Here is an 18794-nt window from a genome sequence, read left to right as displayed (position 1 = left end):
ACCCCGGACCCCCCGATCGCGGGATACACGTGGGACTGATGTGAACTCGTGTTATCGCATAGCATCTGACTGTCCATGTCTGCTGGGTCCCGGTCAGCAGGTGATCAGGCGCCGTGTGGACACGCGGCGACGCCCGAAGGGGAAGCACCATGGCAGCGCTGCTGCGATCCATCTGGTTCCGAGGAGCCATCGCGCTCGCGCTCGTCGCGACCGTGGTCGGCGGTCTCGTGGCCGTGCAGTCGAACTCCGCCGGGGCCGCGACGTTCCAGGCCGGCAACATCATCTCGGACGCGAACTTCTACAACGCGAACGCGATGTCGCAGGCGCAGATCCAGTCGTTCCTCGAGGCGAACGAGCCCTCCTGCGGGAACGGCAACTGCCTGCGGCTGAAGCGCACCGACACCTCGTCGCGCTCGGCCGACGCGATGTGCGGTGCCTACCAGGGCGCGGCCGGTGAGCTGACCTCGTCGATCATCTTCAAGGTGCAGCAGTCCTGCAGCATCAGCGCGAAGGCGCTCCTCGTGATCCTGCAGAAGGAGCAGTCGCTCGTCACGATGAGCGCTCCGTCCGACGCGCGTCTCGACCGGGCGATGGGCTACGCCTGCCCGGACAACACCGCGAAGCCCGGCTGGTGCGACCCGGCGTACGCGGGGCTGTACAACCAGATCTACCTCGCCGCGTGGCAGCTCAAGCGGTACGGCAACCCGCCGGGCACGAGCAACTACTTCACCTGGTACCCGATCGGTGTCCCGTCGGCGGTGCGCTTCAACCCGAACGCTGCCTGTGGTTCCAGCCAGGTCACGGTCCAGAACAAGGCCACCGCGGCGCTGTACTACTACACGCCGTACCAGCCGAACGCGAACGTGCTCGCCGGTCGCGCGGACAGCGCCTGCGGCGCCTACGGCAACCTCAACTTCTTCACCTACTACTCGAACTGGTTCGGCTCGCCGACCGGTGCGTCGCAGCCCTTCGGCAACGTCGAGTCCGTGACCGCCGGCGTCGGGACGGTCAGCGTCGCCGGGTGGACCATCGACCCGGACGCACCGACGACCCCGGCCCAGGTCCACGTGTACATCGACGGCAACGGTGCCGGGGCACTCACCGCGAACCTCGGCCGTCCGGACGTCGGGGCGGCCTACCCCGCGAACGGTCCGAACCACGGGTTCTCGGGCACGTTCGGCATCGCGGGCGGCCAACACCAGGTGTGCCTGTTCTTCATCGACACGCAGGGCGGAGCGAACACCAGCGCCGGCTGCCAGACCGTGACCGTCGCGACGGGCAACCCGATCGGCAACCTGGACTCGGTCACGACGTCCGGCAGCACCGTGACGCTCCGCGGCTGGGCGATCGACCCGGACACCACGGCCTCGATCCCGGTCGACGTCTACGCGGGCGCCCAGGGCCAGCACGCGACGGCGGACCAGTCCCGTCCGGACGTTGCCGCGGCCTACCCGGCCTACGGTGCGGCGCACGGCTTCCAGACGACGATGACCCTGTCGCCGGGGACGTACGACGTCTGCGCCTTCGGCATCAACCAGGGCGCCGGGAGCGCGAACACGACGCTCGGCTGCAAGACCGTCACGATCGCGGCGGCGAGCGGCAACTCGCCCGCCGGTGTGTTCGACTCCGCGACGGCCACCGACGGCGGCATCTCGGTCAGTGGCTGGGCCTTCGACGCGGACGCCACCGGTCCGCTCACCATCCGGTTCACGGTCGGCTCGACGGTCACGACGATGACCACGAACCAGACCCGCAGCGACGTGCAGAAGGTCTACCCGAAGGCCGGCGCAGCGAGCGGCTTCGCGGGCAAGGTCGCCGCGTCGGCGGGAGCGCAGACCGTGTGCGCCACGGCGGTCAACGTCGGATCGGGCAAGGACACCGACCTCGGCTGCAAGACGGTCACCGTGCCGCAGCCGGTCGTCGACCCGGGCACGCCGCCCCGCGGCAACGTCGACTCGGTCGTCGCCGCTCCGGGCGGGATCGCGGTGCGGGGTTGGGCGTTCGACACCGACACGCCGAAGACCCCGCTGACGATCACGGCGACGGTCGGCTCCACCGTGACGAAGATCACGGCGAACGGCACCCGCACGGACGTCGGCAACGCCTACCCGGCGGCCGGATCGGCACACGGGTTCGAGACGACCGTCCCGGCCCGCACCGGGGTCAACCAGATCTGCCTCTCCGCCGGCAACACCGGGACGGGCGGCGACGCCTCCCTCGGCTGCTGGACGGTGACCGTCGCCGACGCCGGCAGCAAGCCGATCGGCTGGTACGACGGGGCCACCGCGGTGTCCGGCGGTGTCCGGGTCTCCGGGTGGGCGTTCGACCCCGACACGGCGAAGCCGATCGCCGTCCGCGCCACCGTCGGTGGGACCACGACGACGATCACCGCGTCCGGCGCGCGGACCGACGTGCCGAAGGCGTACCCGGCCGCGACCGGGACCACCGGGTTCGACGCGACGATCCCGGCGGCGACCGGCACGCAGACCGTCTGCCTCACCGCGGTGAACGACGGGGCCGGCGGTGACACCGACCTCGGGTGCCGCCAGGTCACCGTCGCCGGTGACCCGGGGACCCCGCCGCGCGGGGTCGTCGACTCGGTCAGCGGCGTCGCGGGCGGCATCGCCCTCCGCGGCTGGTCGTTCGACGCGGACACCCCCGCGACGGCGATCACCGTGAACGCGCAGGTCGGCTCCACGGTCACCCCGCTGACGGCGAACGTCACCCGCACCGACGTCGGGAAGGCCTACCCGGCCGCCGGCGCGCAGCACGGGTTCGAGGCGACGGTGCCGGCGGCCTCGGGCACGCAGCAGCTCTGCGTGACCGCCGTGAACACCGGTGCGGGCGGCAACGTCTCGCTCGGCTGCTTCACGGTCACGGTGCCCTGACCACCGGGCGACCGCTCGACGCACACGGGGACGGCCCCGGTTCCGCGAGGAGCCGGGGCCGTCCCCGTGTGCGTGGCGGTGTCCGGTCGTCCGTTGCGGTGCCGGCCCGTCCGCCCGTGACGGTGTCGGTGGAGCCGCGGCCGCGGCCGCGGGGTGTGGAGTGGGTGGTCCTGGTCCTGGTCCTGGTCCTGGTCGTCGACGTCCCGCCCGTCCGGCGCCGGCGCCGTGCCGCGCTGCCGGGGCCGGTCGCACCCGGGAGGTCTGCCGCGCTCGTGGCGGGCGGTCGGGGGTGGAGCCGGGGTGCCGGGACGTCGGCTCACGGGCGCGCCGGATCCGTGCCTCCCGTGCCGGTGGCGCGTCGGACGACGGCCGGTCCCGTGACGGGCCGGTCAGGGGTGGAGCCGGGGTGTCCGGAAGTCCGCTCGCCGGAGGGCGGGAGCCGCGCCTCCAGGCCGGAGGCACGGCCGTCGGCCGTCGGCCGGCAGGACGACCGGCGCGAGTGGCGGACCGCCGCGCGCCGGTCGTCCGAGGCTCAGCGAGCCTCGTGGCCCGGTGCGGTCCCGTCAGCGGTGACGATCCGCGTGGGAGCGGTGTCCGCGGTGGCGTCGTCCCCGGCGGACGCAGCGGTCGTGGTGGTCGTGCCCGTGCCCAGCGGGCGGTCGTCGTCGACGACCCCGTCGCCGTCGATCGGCAGCGGTGCCACGGGGGCGGCCGCGGCCCGCATCAGCAGGAACCCCCCGACGATCACCGCGAGCGTGAGCACCCCGACCCACACCGGCCAGCCGAGCGGCGGCTGCCACTGCGGCTCGGTCACCATGGCGCGCCAGCCGAGGTGCGCGCCGACGACGTAGCGCTTCAGCGCCCAGATCGAGCTGTGCACGTGCAGGACGGCGAGGGTGGCGAGCATGAGGCCGAACAGCCAGCGCACCCGGGCGTTCGAGAACGCCGTCGGGAACGCGTGGTCCAGGGTGACGCCGGCCGCGATGACCATGCAGGCCAGGAGGGCGAGCACGTAGCGGGCCTGCCAGATGTAGCCGTACTCCGTGACCGCGAACCCCTGCACGACCGGCGGGACGAGGACCATCGCGACCGCGAGGAGCGCGACACCGCGCCGGCGACGGCCGCGGCCGAACACGAGCGCCCCGATCGTGAGCGCGAGCATCAGCCCGCCCCACAGCGACACCGTGGACGGGGGAGCGGGGGTGTCGATCCAGCCGAACAGGCCGATGTAGCCGTCCGAGTTCTGGAACGTCAGCGCGAACATGTGCACGAACCCGCGCAGGTGGCTCGTCCCGGCACCGACGTAGGGGATGCCCGGACCGAGGCTGTTGCTGCCGAGGGTCCACGCGAGGCCGGCGATCGCGGCGACGGCGAGCACGGCGGCCGCGATCCACACGGCACGGTCCCGCACGAGTCGTGCCAGGAGCCGGAGGTCGAGGAGCGTGGCGACCGCCACGAGGAGGAGCCAGAGCAAGGCGATGCTGCGCGTGTTCGCGAGCAGTGCGCCCGAGACCGCGACCGCGGCGGCGTGGGACGGCGCGACCCGCGGTGCCCGTCGTTCGGCGATGCGCGTCAGCCAGCAGAAGAGCATGACGGTGGCCGAGATCTCGAGGGCGCTCGGGTTCACCGAGCCGAGGATGAACAGCACCATCGGCGTCACGGCGACGGCGAAGGCGCCGAGGGCCCACGTCCGTGCCCGGAGCCCGGCCAGCGCGACGACGCCGAGGGCCAGGAGCGCGGAGCACCAGATCAGGCTGGTGCCGCGCATCGCGTAGAGGGCCGCCTTGCCGTCCAGCACGAGGGAGGGCAAACCGACGACCGCGTAGTAGACGGGGTTGTACGTCCCGGCGCTCGTCGTCGCGGTCCGCTCGGCGTCCGACTCGGTGACGGGCTTCTGGCAGTTCGCCGCGATGCCCGGGTCGAAGGCGAAGCACGCGAGGTCGGTCGTCTGGGCTGCCCAGGCCGGCACCTCGACGTCGCTCGCGCCGCGCTGCACCGACGACTTCGCGCCGACGAACTCCCCGCGGACGACGGCCGCGGCGTGGATCGTGTGCGCGGGCTCGTCCGGCGCGGACTCGAGGGGGCTGGTCATCGCCCAGCTGCCGGCCATCGCCGCGATGACGAGGAACGCCATCAGGAACACCTGCCACCCGGGGCGTCGGGCGCCGGTGGCGCGGGTCCGGTCGGTCGCTCCGAGCGTGGTTCCCGTCATCGGTGTTCCTGTGTCTCCTCACCCGGCGGTCCCCGCCGTCCGCCCACCGGTCGCGGGCCACGCGGAACTCTAGCAGCGACGGGTCCTCGACCCCCGTCCCGGCGGGCGGTGCGGGCCCGGCGCATCGAGCCGACCCGCGGACGCACGGTAGGCCGCCGAGAGCCCGTCGGCTACGATCACTCGGCGTACATCGACGAAGGAGCGGACCGAACAGTGGCCGAACACCAGGACGACGCGTCCGCCCCCAGTGCCCTCGTGGTGGTCCCGACCTACGACGAGGTCGAGAACATCGAGACGGCGATCGCCACCATCCACCAGCACGCACCGCAGGCGCACGTGCTCGTGGTCGACGACGCGAGCCCGGACGGCACGGGCGACCGCGTGGCCGAGCTCGCGCGGACGGACGACCGGCTGCACCTGATGCGGCGCACCGGCAAGCTCGGCCTCGGCACCGCCTACGTGGCGGGCTTCGGCTGGGGTCTCGAGCGCGGCTACGACCTGCTCGTGGAGATGGACGCGGACGGGTCACACCCGGCCGACCGGCTGCCGGCGCTGCTCCGTGCGGTCGCCGACGCCCCGGCCGACGACGTCCAGCTCGCGATCGGGTCGCGCTGGGTGCGCGGTGGCTCCGTCGTCGACTGGCCGAAGCGCCGTGAGCTGCTCAGCCGGACGGCGAACCTGTACGCCCGGCTCATGCTCCGCGTCGGTGTGCACGACGTCACCGCCGGGTACCGGGTGTACCGCGCGGACGTCCTCCGCCGGATGGACCTCACCGGGGTGGACTCCAAGGGCTACTGCTTCCAGGTCGACATGACCCTGCGCGTGCACGACCTGGGCGGGCGCATCGTCGAGGTGCCGATCCAGTTCCGCGACCGCGTGCTGGGCACCTCGAAGATGGACCGCTCGGTGATCGTCGAGGCGATGCTGCGCGTGACCCAGTGGGGCGTGCAGCGCTGGTTCCGCGGGCGTCGGTGAGCGTTCCCGGCGAGACCGGTCCGGCGTCGCCCGTCGTCGCGACCACGGGCAACCTGGCACGGTCCGCTGCGTGGTCGACCGGTGGGATCGTCGCGCAGGGCGTGGCCCGGCTGGCGTACACCGTCCTGATCGGCCGGGCGCTCGGGTCCGCCGACCTCGGGCACGTCAGCGCCATCCTGTCCCTGTCGATCTTCGCCGCACTCGTGTGGCCCACCGCCGCGGGCAACGCCGCCAGCCGGTTCATCGCGTTCGCGGTGGCGCGGGGCCACGACGACCGCGCGGTCGTGCGGCTCCTCACCCGCACCTGGGCGGTGTCGGTCGTGGTGCTCGGCGCCGTGGCCGTTCCCGTCGCGTGGGGGTGGACGCACGACGGCGTGCTCGCCGCCACGGCTGCCTGGGCCGTCGCCGGGTACGGGGCCTACGCGTACGCCCGCACCGGCACGCTCGGACGGGGCCGCGCACGTCGGGTCGGGATCGCGGACGTCGGCACCGGCGTGCTGTCCGTCGCCGGGCTCGTGGTCGTGCTCGCCCTCGGTGCGGACGCGTTCGTCCTCGTGCCGATCTCCCTCGGGTACACGGTCTTCGCGGTGCTCTGCTGGCCGACGGGCGTCAGCGGCGCGACGGAGCTGCCCCGGACGGGCGTGCTGTCCTTCGCCGCGTGGAACGTCCTCGCCGGCCTCGCCACGAACGGTCTGCTGCAGCTCGCGATGATCAGCGCCGAGGTGTTCGCCGCGCCGGCACAGGTGGGCGTCTACGCGGCGGCCTTCACGATCGCGACCCCGGCCTCCATGGTGGGCCAGGCGGTCAGCCAGATCATCGTCCCGGCCTTCGCGCACGAGGCGGGCAACGGCTCCCTCCGCGACCGGCGCCGGCTCGGGGTGTTCCTGGCCTTCGCGGCGGGCTGCCTGGTGCTCTTCGGCGCGGTCGCGGCCCTCGCCGGGATCGTCATGCCGTTGTTCTACCCCGAGCAGGGCGTCGCCGCGGTACCGGTGCTGCGCGGGCTGCTCGTCGGCGTGTACGTCTTCACGATCGCCCTCGTCCCCGCCGCGTTCCTGCTCGCCGCGGGGCGCTCGGGCGAGGTCGCGGTGGCGTCGCTCACCGGGCTCGTGGTCGGCGTCGTCGTGATCCTGCTCGCGGCCCCGGCGTCGCCGCTGACCGCCGGGACGACGGGGTTCGTCGTCGGGTCGGTCGTCAGCCTGGTCGCGCTCGTCGTGGTCGGCCTGCGAACCGGACCTGCCGGAACTGCCGGACCTGCCGGAGCGGTCCGGCGGGACTGATCCGGCACCGGCGGGACGCTTCCGCGCCGGTGCACGCCGACGGTTCCCCGCCGGTGCGCAGTGACGGCCCGCCGGTGTAGCGGGGACGCGCCGGTGCCGCGGTGCCGAGCCCGTGCGGTGACGACTCAGACGAACCGGCGGACGACGCCCCAGTAGGCGCGCATCACTGCCTGCAGGACCCCGGCACCCGGGGGGAGCGGGAACACCTGCTGGTCGAGCGTCGCCGTGAGCAGGCGCGCCATGCGGCGGTCGTCGACCACGGCCGCGGCCTCGACCCGGGCACGGCGCTCGACGAGCCACTGCCGGTTGTCGCGGATCCAGCGCCGGGCCTCGTGGTGCTGCGGACCCCATCCCTGCGCGCGGGCGACGAGTCCCATCGCGAGCCCGATCGCCCACGCGGGCAACGCGGTGGCTGCTCGCAGGCGCGGGCCGTAGAGCGTGGTCAGGAAGATGCGGCGGTTGCGCTCGAGCAGGAACATCTTGCGGGCGTTCCGGCTGAACTCGTAGTGGTGCAGCACGACCGCGTCGGGGACGAACACCACGCGGAGCCCGAGCTGCCAGGTGCGCCAGCTGAGGTCGACGTCCTCGTGGTAGGCGAAGTAGGTGTCCTCGAACCCGCCCAGACGCTCCCAGAGCTCGCTCCGGAGCACCAGACCCGCACCCGACGCGGACGCGATGTCCTGCTCCGTCGTGTGCGCGCTCGCGGGCTCGCCGTACGCGCCGGCCCAGCTGAGGCCGACCACGTGGACCGGGTTCCCCGCGGAGTTCATGGTGTCGGGACGGTCGGCGAGCCGGATGCTGCCGCTCGCTATGCCGACGTCGGGGCGGGCCGCCACCCGGACGAGTGCGGCGAGGGCGTCGGGCCGGACCTCGGCGTCGGAGTTCACGAGCCCGAGGTACGTCGACGTGACGCCCTCGGCACCCAGGTTGACGCCGCCGGCGAATCCGAGGTTCTCGTCCGGCGTCCGGACGGTCAGACGGGGGTCGTCCGGCAGGGTCCGCACGGCGTCCGAGGTGCACCCGTTGTCGACGAGCACGATCGAGACGTCCACGCCCTCGGAGTCGAGCACCGAGCGGACGGCGGCGTGCAGGACGGGTTCGTCACCGTACGCCAGCATGACGACGGTGACGTCCGGAGCGGTCATGCGTCGTGGTCCGTGCCCGCGTGCCCGGTCGGTGCGTCGGCGGGCAGCGCGACGCGCTCACGGGTGACGGACGGCGACCCCGCGACGGGAGCCGCGGCGGGGCCGGCCACGACCGGTGCGGAGGTGTCCGTGGGGACGGTTCCGGCGGCACGGCGCTCGAGCCGACCGATCCGCTCCTCGAGCAGGGCGCTCTCCTCGGCCAGCACGCGGGTCTTGTCCTCGAGCACGGTGAGCTCGGCGCTCTGCGACACCGACACCATGAAGAGCAGCACGAGGCAGACGAAGAAACCGAGGTTCGTCGGCACCGAGAAGCCGAGGGCGGCGGCGGTCCCGACGAGCAGCCCCGGGAAGACCGCGACGACGAGGGCCACCACGCCGGCCACGATCCACCAGAGCGCGTGGCGCTCGCGGAGCCGGCGACGACGGAGCAGCTCGACGACCGCCACCAGGACGAGCAGGGCGACGACGATGCCGAAGACGTAGGTGGTGACGTTCACGAGCCGGGCACCTCCACCGTGCGCAGGGAGAGTCGGGGGCGCCACAGGGCGACGACGAGGGCCATCGCGGCACGACCGAGGTAGATCATCGCCTTGAACGGCGCGTGCGAGGGCGTTCCGCCGGCCCGGACGCGCATCGCGACCGGGATCTGCTCGATCGAGCAGCCGGCGCGGGCGGCGAGCACGAGGGACTCGACCGTGTCGCCGAGGTACTCGGCGGGGTAGTGCTCGGCGAACAGCTCGAGGGCGCGGGGACCGGCGCCCCGGAAGCCGGACGTGGTGTCGGTCAGCTTCGTGCCCGCGATGCGGGACACGACCGACGCCAGGACGACCATCGCCCACCGGCGCGGCCCGCGGGTCTCGTAGTCGCCGACGCCGGCGAAGCGCGCGCCGATCACGACGTCCTTGCGCTGCAGCGCGTCGAGGATCTGTGGCACGCCGGACGGGTCGTGCTGACCGTCGGAGTCGACCTGGACGGCGTAGCGGAAGCCGTTCGCGACGGCGTACTTGAAGCCCGCGCGCATCGCGCCGCCGACGCCGAGGTTGAACGGCAGGTCGAGGACCGTCGCGCCCGCACGTCGCGCCACCGCGGCCGTGTCGTCGGCCGAACCGTCGTTGACGACGAGGACGGTGGCCCCGGGCAGCGCTGCCTGGACCTCGCGCACCACGTCGCCGACCACCGCGCTCTCGTTGAACGCGGGCATGACGATGAGCGTCTGCTGGAGCAGGGACATGCCGACGATGCTACCAACCGCGGGGGAGCCGCCGGGCGCGCCGGGGACCGTCACGCGGGGTGCACCGTGGCGTCGTCGTCGCGGTCGCCAGCGGCACGACCGGACACGCCGACGGGCACGCCGTCCGCCGCGTGGTCGGAAGCACCGTGCGCACCGGAAGCACCGGAAGCACCGGAAGCACCGGAAGCACCGGAAGCACCGGAAACACCGGAAGCACCGGAAGCACCGGGCGCACCGTGCCCACCGCGCGCCTCGGGTGCACCGGGCGTCCCGTCGGCCACGGGCCGCGCACCCGGCCGGTCGGTCGCGACGCTGCCGACCCGGAAGAACACCACCGCGAACGCGACGAGCAGCGCCGCGCGACCCCAGATGCCGACCGCCATCGCCTGGTTCGCCCACGTCGAGGTGCCGATGCCGACGGCGATGTAGAACGTGTTGCGGAAGAACCCGACGAACGCGCAGATGTCCGCCACCAGGTACGCGGCGACCCACCACCCGCCGATCCGTACGACGACGAAGAACGGCAGCAGCCACAGCACGTACTGCGGCGAGGCGACCTTGTTGCACACCATGTAGACGGCCAGCAGTGCGGCCGCCGACTCGATCCACGGCGTCGTGCCCCGGCGGAGCGCGAGCACGACCGTGACGACGAGCACCGCGAGGATGCCGATCGCGGTCGTCACGGTGGACAGGGTGCCCATCAGCGTCTGGAACGAGCCCTCCGGGGCCATCGACCAGGGCATCAGGCCGTAGAACCAGATCGACATCGTCGACGGGCTGATCGGGCGGCCGGCCTGGAACCGGAACACCGAGAGCCACCCGTCCAGGTTGATCAGCGCGAACGGCACGTTCGCCGCGAGGACGACCCCGATCCCGCTGCCGAGTGCGGCGACGGTGCGCTTGACGCGCGCGGCGAGGGCGACGTCGCGGTCGAGCAGCGCCGCGATCGCCAGCGGGGCGAGGAACATCAGCGGGTAGAGCTTGAACGCGCCGCCGAGGCCGAAGGCCAGCCCCGCCACGGCGTACCGGGTGGTCGTGGACCAGCGTGCGGGCGGACGGACGACGGCGACCAGACCGACGACCGTGCAGACCACCGGCAGCAGGTCCCAGTTCGAGACCGCGTAGAGCGCGAGCGGGGGCGTCGCCGCCCAGATCCAGGCGCGCCGCCCGGCGATGCGGGCGAGCAGGAGCGTCACGACGACGACGATCACGACCGCGACGGCCGCCGTGACGACGAGGAAGCCCCGCGCCGTGTCCACCGGCAGCGCGGTCAGCCAGATCCAGACGCCGGTCAGGGTCGGGTACTCGACGGTGCCGTTGCCGATGTCCGACCCGGTGACGTACGGGAACACGTGCGAGGCGAGCTGCCGGACGTCCCACAGGAACTCGACGTCCGAGAAGCAGCCGAAGCGCGACACCACGGCGTCGCGGGGCAACACCGAGGGCGCGGTGTCCGTGCACGGCAGCTTGAGCAGCAGGTTCAGCACGGTCAGGACGGCGGCCACCACGCACATGGCGAGACGTTCAGGAAGTCGGGGGTGCACCCGGACACGGTACCCGCCACCGTCGCGGTCGTGGGACGCGACGGACGGGAGGCACGGTGGCGGCCCGGTGTCGCGCCTCCCGTCCGGTGGGTGGTCGCCACCAGCGGACGGGAGGCACGGTGCCGGACCGGTGTCGCGCCTCCCGGCCGGTGGGTGGTCGCGACCACCCACCGGAGCGCGCGGTCAGGCGGGGTGGTCGGGACGCGGCAGGTGCCGCCGCCAGGAGCGGCGGCGCGCCGCGACCACCAGGACGGTCGTGAAGAGCATGAGCCCCGCCCCGTGCAGCAGGTAGCTCTCGGCGGTGCTCGTCACCCCGAGGAGCACGAGGATCGCGGCCGGCCAGACGTACGCCACCCCCGGGAAGGTCGTCGCGGTGACCCAGGCCCGGGCGAACGCGAGCAGGGCGGTGGCGAGCAGGACGAGCATGCCGGCGAGCCCGATCTGGAGCCACGCGTCGACGAACGCGTTGAGCCCGGAGGTGAAGCGTTCGCCCGTCGGCCCGATGAACGTCGAGTAGGGCACGACGGCCTCGTGCGGCCAGGTCCCGACCCAGCCCCATCCCTGGACCGGGTACTGGTCGACGAGCACGCGGATCTGCTGCCAGAGCTGGAGCCGCGTCGCGCTGCCGCCAGCCGCCCCGATCTCGGCGAGGATCCGGTGCCGGGCGATCACCCCCACGACCGCCATGCCGACCACGACCGCGCCGAGCACGGTGTTCGCCACCGGCCGGGTGCGGGGCCGGGCGTGCCGGAGCGCCCACAGGGCGAGCGCGGTCACGGCGAGGGCGATCATCGCGAGCCCGGTGATCGGCGACTGCACGAGCATGAGGGCGATCACCGCGAGCGCGGTGGACGCGACGGCACGCCACGTCGTCACGGAGCGGGTGAGGAACTCCACGACGAAGGTGACCAGCGCCACCGCGGCGACGAAGCCCATGAAGTTGCGGGTGCCGCCGATGCCCTGGATGGGACCGCCGTACGCGATGGCGCCCTGGATGTCGAACGCGGGGAAGGGCACGTCGAGGACGAGCCCGGACAGCACCTCGAGCCCGAGTGCGACGACGAGCAGGATGCGGAAGGCGTCGCCCGCGGCGCGGATCACCTGCACGAGGTCGCGGCCGAGCGCCAGGTAGAGCCCGAGCCCGACGAAGCCGACCATCGCCACGAAGCCGCGGAGCGCCACCCACGAGTACGGGCTCCAGAGCACGCTGAGCGCGCAGTACCCGACGAGCGCCAGGAGCGAGAGCGGCAGGACGCCGTGCCACTCGATGCGGTAGCGCTGTCCGAGCAGGCTCAGGCCGGCGAGCACGACGAGCGTGACGAGCACGGCCCAGGTGCCGGCGCTCCCGACGAGGACGCGCACGGTCGGCTCCCCGAACGCGAACAGGACGATCACGGTCGCGAGGGCCTGGCTGAACCGCCCGCCCGCCGAGAACCCGATCCAGGCGGACAGGTAGCGGCGCGCGAGCGCCCGCCTGCCCACCCTGATGTTCGTCACGGTCCCATCCTCTCGCACTGCTCTGCGAGGTTCCGACGGCGGCCGGGGACGGCGGACGCGGCGGAGCATCGCGGAGCGTCGATATAGCGCCATGCGATATCGCGACTATGTTCGATCGTCGATGAAGCGCACGCAGCAGACCCTGACGACCACCCTCGCCGCCGTGGTCGTGGCCGTCCTGGCGACCGCGTACGCCTGGTACCGGCTCGGACCCGTCGCCCGCGCCACCGTGTGGGCCGAGGACGGCGACGTGTTCTTCGCCGAGCACCTGCGGTACGGCTCGGTGGGGTCGCTGCTGCACCCGTACGCCGGCTACCTGCACCTGCTGCCGCGGCTCGTCGTCGACCTGGCCGTGCACCGGCCGATCGAGCAGTACGCCGTCACGGTCTCCGGGGCCAGCTGCGTGATCGCCGGGATCGTGTGCGCCGCCGTCTTCGTGCTCGCGAAGGACGTCGTGCCGGCGTGGCCGCTGCGGCTCGTGCTCGCCGTGGTGCCGGTCATCGTGCCGATCGCGCCGATCGAGGTGCTCGGGAACGCCGCGAACCTGCACTGGTTCATGCTCCTGCTCGTGCCGTGGCTCTTCACCGCCCGGGTCCGCACCTGGTGGGCGTCCGCCGCGGTCGCGGTCCTCGCCGCCGTCGCCGTGCTCACCGAACCGCAGACGCTGCTGTTCGTGCCGCTCCTGGTCGTGGCGTGGTGGCGGACGCCGCGGACGGCGGAGGACGAGGGGGCCCGGCGACGGGTCCTCACCGCGCTGCCGGTCACGGGCGTGACCGTCGTCGGGCTCGCGATGCAGGTCGTCACGGCGCTCACCACCGACCGTCCGACGGCGGCCGGGAACCCCGCCGTCGCGGACGTCGTGCAGGGCTACCTGTTCGAGCCGCTCGCGGGCACGTTCCTCAAGGAGTCGTTCCGGGTGGCCGGCGCCGTCATCGCGCACGGCCCCGTCGTCCTCCTCGTGCCGATCGTCGGGATCGCCGTCGTGCTGGTCGGGGGACTCGTCGCCGGGTCCTGGCGCGCACGCGTCCAGATCGTCGCGCTCGTGGTCGGCTCGGTCGGCACCTGGACCGCGGCCCTCGAGGCCAACAGCTCGGGCGACCGCGGGTGGAGCCAGCCGAACGGCCTGTTCGCCGCGACCATGAGCGCCCCGACGCGGTACGCGGCTCCCGCGGCCATGCTGCTCACGGCGGCCCTCGTCGTCGCCGCAGCGGTCCTGATCGGCCCGCGACCGGCCCTGCGGTCCGGCGCGCTGCGGCTGGTCGACCGCAACCGTGTGCTCCGCATCGTCGCCGCGGTCGTCGGCTGGGGTGCGATCGCGGTCGTGGTCGCGGCGGCCGTCGGCTCGGCGGCCCCGGGGCTGTCCTACCGCAGCGACGGACCCGCGTGGCGCCCGCAGCTCGAGCAGCAGACGGCGCTCTGCCGCGCCGACCCGTCCGGCGCGGCGGTCGTGCAGAACGCCCCGAAGGCCCTCGACCGGGTCTGGCAGACGAGCGTGCCGTGCGTGCTCGTCGTCGTCGACCGCTGACGGGCACCTTCCCTGGCACGACCCGACCTGGCCGGTCCTGGCCCGGCGGGGCCCGGCGTGGCCAGGACCGGCAAGGCCTGTCCTGGCCTCGGTGCTCGGTGCTCGGGCCCTCGCCCGTGCCGCGCTCGCGGTCAGCGCGCTCCGGCCTGACGGAAGGCGCGTGCGGCCCGCGGCGTGCGCGGCCCGTCGCCGACCGAAGCCGGCTCCTCGCCGACGAGGACGTTCCGGGTCTTGACCGCGAGCACCGCGAACAGCACCCAGTTGCCCTGGTAGAGCAGGCGGGACTCGGCGACCGACTGCACGAGCAGCGCGACCACGACGAGCAGCGGGAAGAGCGACACCGGGTCGAACGGCCGCGGGCGCAGGTCCGGACCGAAGGCGACCCGGGTGGCGCTCGACCACGACCGCAGCAGGGTGGTCAGGACGTAGGCGACGAACAGCACCAGGCCGACGACGCCGGTCTGCATCCACACGTCCAGGTAGGCGTCGTGGGCCTGCAGGTAGGTGACGCCGTTGCGGTGCGCGATGTCGGCGAGCTCGGGGATGTTCGGCCACCAGTAGCCGATCCACCCCGACCCGACCACCGGGTGCCGGGCGACCAGGCCGAGCACGGCGTCCCAGATCTCACCCCGCCCGGTCAGGTCCGAGGTCTTGCCGAGCAGGCCGGTGAGGGCGCTGCGCGCTGCGACCCCACCCGCGACGACCACCACGGCGACGACCGCGAGCAGGAGGTACCGCGGCGTCCGGCGCTCGGTGGGGACCCGGCGCAGCCACACCGCCACCAGCGCGGCCAGCACGACGGCCACGGCCGCGACGAGCACCGTCGACGAACGGGTGAGTCCGAGCACGACGACCGCGAGCGCGAGCCAGACGAGCCCGCGGGACCGGCCGATCCGCCCCTCGGCGAGCTGCACCGCGACCGCGACGGCGGCGAGCAGGGCGACCATCGCGAGCAGGTTGGCGTTGCCCGGCAGCCCCTGGATGCGCCCGCCGGTCAGGAGCTCGGCGCGCGAGAAGTAGAAGGCGTCGGGGATCTTCCGGTCGCCGTAGTCCGTCCAGATCGGCGCGATCGGGTGCCGCACCACGACGGCCACGACCGCCTCGAACACGAGCGACAGGCCGAGCACCCAGCGCATCGCGACCGAGACCGCGTCGAGCAGGCGGCGCCAGCTCAGGGTCGAGGCGATCGCGAAGGCCACCACGACGCAGACGACCTGGGCGACCATGCTCGCGAGCGTCGCGGGGCGCCAGTGCGACCAGGCGACCGTGACGAGGCACCACGCCAGGAAGAACCAGAGCGACCGGGGCGTACGGGCGATCGGGGGCCGTGCGCGGACCACGACAGACACGCCCCAGGCCGCCTCGAGCGCCCACACGGCGGCGGCCCCGTACCAGGTGAGCACGTTCGGCACGGCGTCGCCGGCGAAGAGGGTGCCGACCACCGCGACGGCGAGGGCGAACGCCTCGCGCTCGGACACGGTCCCGCGGGCGATCGGCCAGGTGTTCGTCACGGCGACAGGCTACCGCCGCTCGTCGGGCGGTCGGGGCGTCCCGGTACGCTCGGGGCATGTTCCTCGGCATCACCAACACCCCGCGCGACTACGCCTGGGGATCGACCACCGCGATCCCCGAACTCCTCGGGCGCACGGTCACCGGAGCGCCCCAGGCCGAGCTCTGGCTCGGTGCGCACGCCGGGAGCCCGAGCGTGGTGGTGAACCCGGCGATGGTCGGCGGCGCGGACACCCTGCGCGAGTGGATCGCCGCGGAGCCCGAGGACGCCCTCGGACCGGACCGCACCGGCCTGCCCTTCCTGCTCAAGCTCCTCGCCGCCGCGGCACCGCTCTCGCTCCAGGCACACCCCACGCCGGAGCAGGCGCGCGAGGGCTACGACCGCGAGGAGGCAGCGGGCATCCCGCTCGACGACCCCGCGCGCAACTACAAGGACCCGTTCCCGAAGCCCGAGCTCGTCGTCGCCCTGAGCGAGCGGTTCGAGGCGCTCAGCGGGTTCCGGCCGGTCGCCGACACCGTCGCCGACGTCGAGGCGCTCGACGGCGGGACCGGTCGGCTCGGTCCGCTCCTGGTGCACCTGGCGCACGGGCTCGAGGACACCGTGCGCTGGCTCGAGACCGCGGACGCGTCGGCGCTCGCCGTGGTGCAGGCCGCGAGCGACCTCGCCGCGGCCCTGCCGGAGGACGCGCACACCCCGAACACCCGCACGGTCCGGGACCTCGCGGCGACCTGGCCGGGGGACCCGGGCGTCGTCGTGTCCCTGCTCATGCACCGCGTGACGCTCCCCGCGGGCGAGGCGATGTACCTGCCGGCCGGGAACGTCCACGCGTACCTCGACGGCCTCGGCATCGAGCTGATGGCCCCCTCGGACAACGTGCTCCGCGGCGGGCTCACCCCCAAGCACGTCGACGTCCCGGAACTCCTCCGGGTGCTCGACTTCACCGCGCACCCGGCGCCGCTGCTCGAACCCGAGCACCTCGCGCCGGGCGTCGACCGGTTCGCCCCGGACGGCGTGGGCTTCGCGCTCCTGCGGGTCACGGGCGAGGGCCGTCCGGTCGGGCTCGCCACGGGCGGGGTGGCCCCGCTCTCGGGCCCGTCGATCGCGGTGTGCACCGCGGGCGTGGTGACGCTCGTCGGCGCGACCTCGGCGACCCTGCTCCGCCAGGGCGAGGCGTGCTACGTCACGCCGGACGAGGGCGACGTCACGGTCGAGGCGGACGCCGGCTCGGGTGTGACCTCCACCGTCTTCATCGCGACGGGTGCGTGATCCCGCAGCCACGGGACCACGCGTGCGTGGACACGCACGCCGGTGCGGCCGGGGGAGACCAGCCGGTCCGCTAGCGTGACGAGCATGAGTTGGCTGGTCACCGGCGGTGCCGGGTACATCGGGTCCCACGTCGTCCGCGCGCTGCGCGCCGCCGGCATCGACACGGTCGCGTTCGACGACCTGTCGAGCGGCTTCCGTGCGTTCGTCCCCGAGGACGTGCCGTTCGTCGAGGGCACGATCCTCGACGGCGACCTGGTCGCCAGGACGCTCCGCGAGCACGACGTCACCGGCGTCGTGCACGTCGCGGGCTTCAAGTACGCGGGCGTCTCGGTCGAGCGCCCTCTGCACACCTACGAGCAGAACGTGACCGGCATGACGACGCTGCTCCGAGCGATGGCCGAGCAGGGCGTCACGAAGGCCGTCTTCTCGTCGAGTGCCGCGGTGTACGGCACGCCGGACGTCGAGACGGTCGTCGAGTCCACGCCGAAGGCCCCGGAGTCGCCCTACGGCGAGTCGAAGCTCATCGGCGAGTGGCTGCTGCGCGACATGGAGGTCGCCGCGGGCTTCACCACCACCTCGCTCCGCTACTTCAACGTCGTCGGGTCGGGGGCGCCGGACCTGTACGACGCGAGCCCGCACAACCTCTTCCCGCTCGTGTTCGACGCCCTGCTCGCCGGTCGCACCCCGCGGATCAACGGCGACGACTACGCGACCCCGGACGGCACGTGCGTGCGCGACTACGTGCACGTCGCCGACCTCGCCCACTCGCACGCGGTGGCCGCACGCAAGCTCGAGGCGGGGGAGCCCCTGGAGCGTGCGTACAACCTCGGCAGTGGCGACGGCGTGAGCGTCCGGCAGATCATGGACGCGATGGCGACCGGCACCGGCATCGCGTTCGAGCCCGAGGTGGCCCCGCGGCGTCCGGGCGACCCGGCCCGCATCGTCGCGACGGGTGAGGCGGCGGCCCGCGACCTCGAGTGGTCGATGCGCCACACGCTCGACGAGATGGTCAGCAGTGCGTGGGAGGCCCGGCGCCGGATCGGCTGAGCCGGCGGCGTGCGCGACCGCGTCGACGACACCGCCGCGGACCGTCCGCCCGGGCCCGGTGTTGTCCCCCGATCGGCGGACAGATCGACCGCGACACGCCCGTACGGGGGACATGACACGCCGGATCGGTCACTGCCTCCTATGATCCGCGACTTGACTCTCGGGAATCACACCGCTGTAATTACAGCAGCGACCACGTGTCGAACGTGGTCCGCAGCCGAGACGTCAGGGGTGATCAGGGTGAACAGCGCCGAATTCCACACCGGAGTGCCGGAGGACTGGCACGTCGACCCGGTGGCCCTCGGGGTCCCCGGGGTCCGACGAGCCGGCGCCGACGAGGAGAACCCGCTCTCCTGGCAGGTCGACTCGCTCTGCGCGCAGACCGACCCGGAGGCGTTCTTCCCCGAGAAGGGCGGCTCCACGCGCGAGGCCAAGAAGATCTGCGGATCCTGCGAGGTCCGGACGCAGTGCCTCGAGTACGCGCTCGAGAACGACGAACGCTTCGGCATCTGGGGCGGACTGTCGGAGCGCGAGCGCCGCAAGCTGCGCCGTCGCGCGTAGGCGGACCACCCCACCGCCACCCGGCCGGGAGGCACGGTGCGCGCCCGCCCCGCACCGAGCGGTGACCAGGTGCACAGGTTCACGGCGCGCCGTCGTCGCGGACCGGCGCCGCGCCT

Annotated in this window: 14 protein-coding genes; 7 read left to right on the top strand and 7 right to left on the bottom strand. The window is 73.5% G+C overall.

Annotation, left to right across the window (positions count from 1 at the left end; genetic code table 11):
* The first annotated feature begins 149 nt into the window (after window positions 1–149).
* Window positions 150–2888: a hypothetical protein gene (locus QOL15_RS10710; RefSeq protein ID WP_071247708.1), complete on the top strand. Its 2739-nt coding sequence runs from the start codon at window positions 150–152 to the stop codon at window positions 2886–2888.
* A 532-nt stretch (window positions 2889–3420) separates the two neighbouring features.
* On the opposite strand, the gene QOL15_RS10705 is transcribed toward QOL15_RS10710, so the two are convergent.
* Complete coding sequence (locus QOL15_RS10705; RefSeq protein ID WP_071247590.1) at window positions 3421–5100, bottom strand: DUF2142 domain-containing protein; 1680 nt, start codon at window positions 5098–5100, stop codon at window positions 3421–3423.
* A gap of 213 nt (window positions 5101–5313) precedes the next feature.
* Between QOL15_RS10705 and QOL15_RS10700 the strand changes: the two genes are divergently transcribed.
* Complete coding sequence (locus QOL15_RS10700; RefSeq protein WP_216093102.1) at window positions 5314–6075, top strand: polyprenol monophosphomannose synthase; 762 nt, start codon at window positions 5314–5316, stop codon at window positions 6073–6075.
* Window positions 6072–7352, top strand: coding sequence for a lipopolysaccharide biosynthesis protein (locus QOL15_RS10695; RefSeq protein ID WP_139197498.1), 1281 nt, complete (start codon window positions 6072–6074; stop codon window positions 7350–7352). The genes QOL15_RS10700 and QOL15_RS10695 overlap by 4 nt, the downstream gene beginning before the upstream one ends.
* Window positions 7353–7477: 125 nt before the next feature.
* Here the strand turns inward: QOL15_RS10695 and QOL15_RS10690 are convergent, their stop codons facing one another.
* The 5 genes from QOL15_RS10690 to QOL15_RS10670 all read right to left on the bottom strand — a co-directional run bounded on the left by QOL15_RS10690 (window position 7478) and on the right by QOL15_RS10670 (window position 12769).
* Window positions 7478–8497: a glycosyltransferase family 2 protein gene (locus QOL15_RS10690; protein WP_071247596.1), complete on the bottom strand. Its 1020-nt coding sequence runs from the start codon at window positions 8495–8497 to the stop codon at window positions 7478–7480.
* Window positions 8494–8994: a DUF2304 domain-containing protein gene (locus QOL15_RS10685; protein WP_071247599.1), complete on the bottom strand. Its 501-nt coding sequence runs from the start codon at window positions 8992–8994 to the stop codon at window positions 8494–8496. The genes QOL15_RS10690 and QOL15_RS10685 overlap by 4 nt, the downstream gene beginning before the upstream one ends.
* Window positions 8991–9728, bottom strand: coding sequence for a glycosyltransferase family 2 protein (locus QOL15_RS10680; protein ID WP_065960675.1), 738 nt, complete (start codon window positions 9726–9728; stop codon window positions 8991–8993). The genes QOL15_RS10685 and QOL15_RS10680 overlap by 4 nt, the downstream gene beginning before the upstream one ends.
* A 50-nt stretch (window positions 9729–9778) precedes the next feature.
* The gene (locus tag QOL15_RS10675) at window positions 9779–11272 is read right to left on the bottom strand and encodes a hypothetical protein (RefSeq protein ID WP_305404477.1); all 1494 of its coding nucleotides are present in this window, start codon (window positions 11270–11272) and stop codon (window positions 9779–9781) included.
* A gap of 183 nt (window positions 11273–11455) precedes the next feature.
* The gene (locus QOL15_RS10670; protein ID WP_139197499.1) at window positions 11456–12769 is read right to left on the bottom strand and encodes an O-antigen ligase family protein; all 1314 of its coding nucleotides are present in this window, start codon (window positions 12767–12769) and stop codon (window positions 11456–11458) included.
* A gap of 121 nt (window positions 12770–12890) precedes the next feature.
* Here QOL15_RS10670 and QOL15_RS10665 point away from each other — a divergent pair, with 121 nt between their 5' ends.
* Window positions 12891–14294 carry a hypothetical protein gene (locus QOL15_RS10665; protein WP_083394004.1) on the top strand — a complete coding sequence of 468 codons (1404 nt, stop codon included), beginning with the start codon at window positions 12891–12893 and terminating at the stop codon, window positions 14292–14294.
* Between the two features lie 131 nt (window positions 14295–14425).
* Here the strand turns inward: QOL15_RS10665 and QOL15_RS10660 are convergent, their stop codons facing one another.
* A complete protein-coding gene (locus tag QOL15_RS10660) occupies window positions 14426–15805 on the bottom strand; it encodes an O-antigen ligase (RefSeq protein WP_065960680.1) in 1380 nt (459 codons plus the stop codon).
* Window positions 15806–15861: 56 nt separating this feature from the next.
* On the opposite strand from QOL15_RS10660, the gene manA reads away from it, so the two are divergent.
* The 3 genes from manA to QOL15_RS10645 all read left to right on the top strand — a co-directional run bounded on the left by manA (window position 15862) and on the right by QOL15_RS10645 (window position 18678).
* Window positions 15862–17070: a mannose-6-phosphate isomerase, class I gene (gene manA, locus QOL15_RS10655; protein ID WP_071247609.1), complete on the top strand. Its 1209-nt coding sequence runs from the start codon at window positions 15862–15864 to the stop codon at window positions 17068–17070.
* A gap of 84 nt (window positions 17071–17154) precedes the next feature.
* Window positions 17155–18117, top strand: coding sequence for a UDP-glucose 4-epimerase GalE (gene galE, locus QOL15_RS10650; protein WP_071247612.1), 963 nt, complete (start codon window positions 17155–17157; stop codon window positions 18115–18117).
* A gap of 231 nt (window positions 18118–18348) precedes the next feature.
* On the top strand, window positions 18349–18678 hold the full coding sequence (locus QOL15_RS10645) for a WhiB family transcriptional regulator (RefSeq protein ID WP_370692369.1): 330 nt from the start codon (window positions 18349–18351) through the stop codon (window positions 18676–18678).
* Window positions 18679–18794 lie beyond the last annotated feature (116 nt).

The organism is Curtobacterium sp. MCBA15_012, from assembly GCF_001864935.2.
GTDB lineage: Bacteria > Actinomycetota > Actinomycetes > Actinomycetales > Microbacteriaceae > Curtobacterium.
The sequence above is the reverse complement of the archived record's forward strand: the minus strand, read 5'-3'. Positions and strand labels throughout refer to the sequence as shown.